The organism is Spongiactinospora gelatinilytica, assembly GCF_003236385.1.
In the GTDB taxonomy this organism is placed as follows: domain Bacteria; phylum Actinomycetota; class Actinomycetes; order Streptosporangiales; family Streptosporangiaceae; genus Spongiactinospora; species Spongiactinospora gelatinilytica.
Map to the genome: position 1 here is coordinate 1 of NZ_POUA01000445.1, position 5,664 is coordinate 5,664.

The window sequence follows — 5,664 nt, forward strand, 5'->3', positions numbered from 1 at the left end:
TCTGCATCCAGGCCGTCGGCGACGACCCGCGCGCCATCCCACTGGCCCAGTGGCGGGCCCTGGCCCCGGCCGCCTGATCCCGGGCTCTGGCCCCGGCCGCCTGACCCCCACGGGGGCGAGGTCAGCGGTGGCCGCGGTCAGCCCGCCGACCACGACGGCGAGCGCCCTGGCCCGCTGCGCCGGGGCCACCAGGGACGCGGCGACCGCACCCGCGATCGGCGTGAACCCGGCCGCCCCGACCGCCGCCAGGACCCGGCTCGCCATCAGCGCCCCGAAATCGGGGGCGAGGGCCGAGCCGAGGTTGGCCAGCGCGAGCACGACCAGCGCGGCCACCAGCAACGGGCGGCGCGGCACCCGGGCGGTGAGGGTGGCCAGTACGGGGGAGAGCAGGGCGTACGCCACCGCGAACACCGTCGCCGACTGCCCGGCGGCGGCCTCGGAGATCTCCAGCGACCGCGCCATCCCGGGCAGGAATCCGGCGACGACGTAGGCGTCCGTCCCCACCGCGAACGCCCCGAGCGCCAGCACCAGCGTCCTTCCCAACCCCCTCGTGCTTTCGGGGGCGGCAGTGCCGGAGGGCTTCGCGGCGCGTGAGTCGCTGATCGGGATACCAGACATCCCCTTTCCTTTCGTGAGGAGGTCACCGCCGCCCCGATCTACCGTTTCCGCCGTTTTCGTCGTCAGTCGCGGAGGCGGGCGTAGTTTGTCCGGGTGCGGGCGGCGCTCGCCGGATTGTCGGCCATCAGGTCGGCGATCGTCTGGGCGGCGAGTTCGCGGCGCCAGGCGAGTTCGGCGCGGCGCATGGCACGGGCGATGCCGCAGGGCCGGTCGAATCCGCCGCCTTCCGCTCCGAGCCCACGCTGGCGGATCTCATCGCACCGGAACGCCTCCGCGCTGCCCTCCAGCGCCGCGACGACGTCCATCAGCGTGATCTGCTCCGGCGGCCTGGCCAGCGTGAACCCGCCGCGCGCGCCCGGCACCGACGCCAGGATGCCGGCCTTGGTCAGCGCCTGAAGACGCTTTTTCAGGTACTCCTGCGGCAGGTCGAACCAGGCCGCCAGCCTGCGGATGGGCACCGGCCCCTCGCCGTCGAGCCGGCCCAGGGTCACACAGCAGTGCAACCCCCACTCGACTCCTTCGCCCATGTTCATAAAAGGGATGCTATATATCCCGATTAGCTCGCTCTCCCGCGGGGTCAGCGTGAACTGAACGAGACGCGGAAGTACGCGGAAGTACACGGCCGCGCCGTGCCCGTCCAGCGTGCCGCCGCTGATCCGGCCGGTCAGGTAGAGGACGCCGATCCCCGGCGGCGGTACGGGCGGCGACTCGGCGACGACCTGGGAGACCCCCGTGTCCTTGTTGCCGGCGTCGCGCCAGGCGATCCGGCCCGACATGGGTGTCCGGCGCGCTGACGTGCCCGTCCAGCGGGAGAGCTGCACTGCGGCGGCGGTGGCGGGCCTGTCGCGCAACCCGGAATTGAAGAACGTGAGTTGCGAGCCGCTGCATGCGATGGCCATGGCCGACGCCACGGCGGGTAACGTCGTTCCGGCCACGTTCAGCGCGGTGACGATCGGCAGGCGGGGGAGACGTCTCATGGCTCTGCTCTTCGCAGGCGGGGAGGACTCCAGTTCACCGGCCGCCGGGCCCATCGCACGCGCGACGGCTGAAGACGACCGCACCCTTCCTTTCCCTGGGAACCCCGAAGCCCTTCTCTAGCCATGTAACCCCTCTGGGGGTATAAAGGGTTCATACCCCCAAGCTAACCCCATAGGAGGGCGGCGCCGGATGCCGAAGATCAATGTCTATTTGCCCGATGAGCTGGCCGAGGCGGTCAAGGCGGCGGGCGTACCGGTCTCCGCGGTGTGTCAGCGTGCGTTGGAGCAGGCCGTACGGCGGGTCGTGGCGATCAGGGAGCTGGCGCTCGGCGACCTGGAGGCGAGCGACCCCGCCTCCCGCTTCCCGCACTTCACCGCCAGGACCAGAGAGGTGATGAAACTCTCGGTGGCACAGGCGCGGGCGGCCGGTGTCGCCGAGGTCGGCACCGAGCACCTGCTCGCCGGGATGCTCGCCGAGGGCACCAACCTGGCGCTCCATGTGCTGCGGGCCATCGAGGTCGACCCCGACCAAGTACGGCAGGCCCTTCCCGCCATTCCCGACGACCAGGCCACGGACGCCGAGACGCAGTCAGAGGCAGGGACGGGGGGCCGGTTCAGCCGAGCGGCGGCCAACGCGCTGGAGATGGCGGTGTCGGAGGCGCACGGCCTCGGGCACAACTACGTCGGCTGCGAGCACCTGCTGCTCGGCCTGATCAGCGAGCCCGACGGCACGGCCGGACAGGTGCTGCGCTCGCTGGGCGCCGAGGCCAGGCTGACCCGGCGGGCCGTCGTCGCCGCCCTCGCCGGATATGTGCACCTGCGCGCCCAGGGAGTGCAGGGACTCGCGGGCGCGCAGCAGGCCGGCCCCGCCCCCGTCGTCGGCGGCGACGCCGCTAAGTTGCTGGCTGCGGCGGTGGAGCGGGCGGTCGAGCCGCTGGCTCGGCGCATCGACCGCATCGAGCAGCGGTTGGACTCGGGTTTCGGCGGGTGAACGGATTGGTGGTCAGAGCCATACTGATCATCGTTGTCCTCGCTTGGGTCGCGACGGTCCTCTAACAGGACGCAGCACGCAGCATCCCGTGCCGCGCGTCAGGCCAGCGCCTCCGCGGCCACGGCCGGCTCCGCGAGTGCGCGACCGGCGGCGGAGTGCTCCTGCTGGTCGAACTGTGTGCGGTACAGCTCCTCGTACCGGCCGCCCGCCGCCAGCAGCTCGGTGTGCGTGCCCCGCTCCACGACCCGCCCGTTCTCCACCACCAGGATCAGGTCGGCCGCCCTGACCGTGGACAGCCGGTGCGCGATCACCACCGCGGTACGGCCGGCCAGCGCCTCGCCCAGCGCCTCCTGCACCGCCGCCTCCGAGGTGGAGTCGAGGTGCGCGGTGGCCTCGTCCAGGATGACGACCCGGGGCCGGGCCAGCAGCAGCCTGGCGATGGTCAGACGCTGCCGCTCGCCCCCGGACAACCGGTAGCCGCGCTCCCCGACCACCGTGTCCAGCCCGTCGGGAAGCGTGGCCACCAGGTCTTCCAGGCGGGCGCGGCGCAGGACGTCCCAAAGGTCTTCGTCGGAGGCGCCGGGGCGGGCGAGCAGCAGGTTGGCCCGCACGGTTTCGTGGAACAGGTGACCGTCCTGGGTCACCATGCCGAGCGTGTCGCGCAGGGAGTCGGCGGACAGGTCGCGTACGTCGGTGCCCGCCAGCCGTACGGCCCCCGCGTCCACGTCGTAGAGCCGCGGGACAAGCTGGGCGATAGTGGACTTACCGGCTCCGGAGGAGCCGACCAGCGCGACCATCTGGCCGGGCTCGGCACGGAACGACACGTCGTGCAGCACCTGCACCCCGCCCCGGGTGTCGAGCGTGGCGACCTCCTCAAGGGAGGCCAGCGAGACCTTGTCGGCCGCCGGATAGGCGAACGAGACGTTGTCGAACTCGACCGCGACCGGCCCCTCCGGCACCCGCACCGCGTCGGGCTTCTCGGCGATCAGCGGCTTGAGGTCGAGCACCTCGAAGACCCGCTCGAAGCTGACCAGCGCGCTCATCACCTCCACGCGGGCGCTGGCCAGGGCGGTCAGCGGCGTGTAGAGCCGGGTGAGCAGCAGCGCGAGCGAGACGACCGCGCCGGTGTCGAGCGCGCCGCGCAGCGCGAAGAAGCCGCCGAGGCCGTAGACGAGGGCCAGGGCCAGCGCCGACACCAGGGTGAGCGCGGTGACGAAGGTCGTTTGCAGCATGGCCGTGCGGACCCCGATGTCACGAACCCGCCTGGCCCTCCCGCTGAACTCGGCCGACTCGTCGGCGGGCCGCCCGAACAGCTTGACCAGCGTGGCCCCCGGCGCGGAGAAGCGCTCGGTCATCTGGGTGCCCATGGCCGCGTTGTGGTCGGCGGCCTCGCGCTCCAGACGGGCCAGCCGCTTGCCCATGAGCCGCGCGGGCAGCACGAACACCGGCAACAGCACCAGCGCGGCCAGCGTGATCTGCCAGGAGATCTGGACCATCACCACCAGCGTGAGCACCAGCGTCACCACGTTGTTGACCACTCCGGACAACGTGTCGCTGAACGCCCGCTGCGCGCCGATCACGTCGTTGTTGAGCCGGCTGACCAGCGCCCCGGTGCGGGTGCGGGTGAAGAACGCGATCGGCATGCGCTGTACGTGGTCGAAGACCGTGCGGCGCAGGTCGAGGATCAGCCCTTCGCCGATGCGCGCCGACAGCCACCGCGACGCCAGCCCGAGCCCGGCCTCGGCCACCGCGATCACGGCGATCACCGCCGCCAGCCCGACCACCACGCCTAGCTCGCCGCGCTGCTCGACGGCGTTGACCACCTGCCCGGCAAGCATGGGGGTCGCGACCGCGGCAACCGCCAGCACCACGCCGAGCGCGAGGTAACACGCCAGCATCACGCGATGCGGACGCGCGAAGCCGGCGACCCGCCGCAACGTCGCCTTGGAGAACGGGCGCTGGTCCGACTGGGCGTGCATGGCGTTGTAAAGCGAATGCCACGCGGTCACTTCCATGTCCATGCCCGAACCTTTCCATACGGCTACGACAGAAAGGACGGTACGACCTCAAGCTAACTTGAGGTCAAGCGGGCCGCTAGGGGGCCGCGACCTCGCGAAAAAGTCCGTTCTATCGTGGTTCGTCGGAAAGCGCCGCTGATCGCCGGGGCGGGCGGTGGCGTCGGGCACGGTGGACCAAGGAGCGGCGGTTGCCTGGCAAGCACGAGTCCAGGCGCATGGGCGCGTCAGGCTGATGTCGGGGGTCTTCACGGCGTTCGCGGCGCTGGTCTCCGTCGTGGTGCTCGGCTACGCCATGGGCAGGCTCGGCGTACTGCGCCTTCAGGACGAACTCGTCCTCTCCCGCCTGGCCTTCTACGTCACCTTGCCCGCACTGCTGTTCGGCACCGTGGCCACCGCCGACCTGCGGTCGATCTTCTCCCCCGTGCTGCTCACCAGCCTCGCCGGACTGGCCGTCGCCCAGCTCGTCTACGTGCCCGTGGCCCGGCTGCGCTGGAAGCGCGACCGCCGCGAGACGACGGTCGGGGCCATCGCGTCGTCGTACGTCAACGCCGGCATCCTCGGCATCGCCGTCGGCGTCTACGTCCTGGGGGACGGCGCGCTGGTGGTGCCCATCGTGCTGTTCCAGCTCCTGGTACTGGCCCCGATCACCTTCCTGCTCCTGGAGCCCCCGTCCGCGGGCCGCTCCGTACGGCAGGCCCTGCTCCGCCCGCTGCGCAACCCGCTCACCGTCGCCTCGCTCCTCGGCCTGCCGTTCGCGGCGTCGGGCATCGAGATCCCTGAACCCATCATGCGCCCTTTCGAGCTGGTGGGCGCCGCCGCGGTGCCGGTCGTACTGATCGCCTACGGCCTGAGCCTCAGCGGCCCCGGCCTCGCGGACATGGCCCGGCAGGGCGGCAAGGACGTACTGCTCGCCGTCCTCCTCAAGTCCACCGTCATGCCCGCCATCGCGTACCTCACCGCGGCCCACATCCTCCACCTGACCGGCACCATGCTCCTCGCCGCCACCCTCTTCGCCGCCCTCCCCACCGCCCAGAACGTCTACGTCTACGCTCTACAGTTC

Annotated in this window: 5 protein-coding genes; 2 read left to right on the forward strand and 3 right to left on the reverse strand. The window is 71.5% G+C overall.

Annotated elements, in window-relative coordinates; all coding sequences use genetic code 11:
* A partial coding sequence (locus tag C1I98_RS34265; RefSeq protein ID WP_199537438.1) for an MFS transporter occupies window positions 1-543 on the reverse strand: 543 nt, incomplete at its 3' end.
* A gap of 137 nt (window positions 544-680) precedes the next feature.
* Window positions 681-1,595 (reverse strand): RrF2 family transcriptional regulator, encoded by a 915-nt coding sequence (locus C1I98_RS44610; protein ID WP_233508424.1) that lies wholly within the window; start codon window positions 1,593-1,595, stop codon window positions 681-683.
* Between the two features lie 190 nt (window positions 1,596-1,785).
* Between C1I98_RS44610 and C1I98_RS34280 the strand changes: the two genes are divergently transcribed.
* A complete protein-coding gene (locus C1I98_RS34280) occupies window positions 1,786-2,586 on the forward strand; it encodes a Clp protease N-terminal domain-containing protein (protein WP_111171481.1) in 801 nt (266 codons plus the stop codon).
* Window positions 2,587-2,684: 98 nt separating this feature from the next.
* Here C1I98_RS34280 and C1I98_RS34285 read toward each other — a convergent pair whose 3' ends face one another.
* A complete protein-coding gene (locus C1I98_RS34285; RefSeq protein ID WP_111171482.1) occupies window positions 2,685-4,607 on the reverse strand; it encodes an ABC transporter ATP-binding protein in 1,923 nt (640 codons plus the stop codon).
* Between the two features lie 229 nt (window positions 4,608-4,836).
* Here C1I98_RS34285 and C1I98_RS34290 point away from each other — a divergent pair.
* Window positions 4,837-5,664, forward strand: an 828-nt coding sequence (locus tag C1I98_RS34290; protein WP_111171483.1) for an AEC family transporter, incomplete at its 3' end; no start/stop codon positions are given.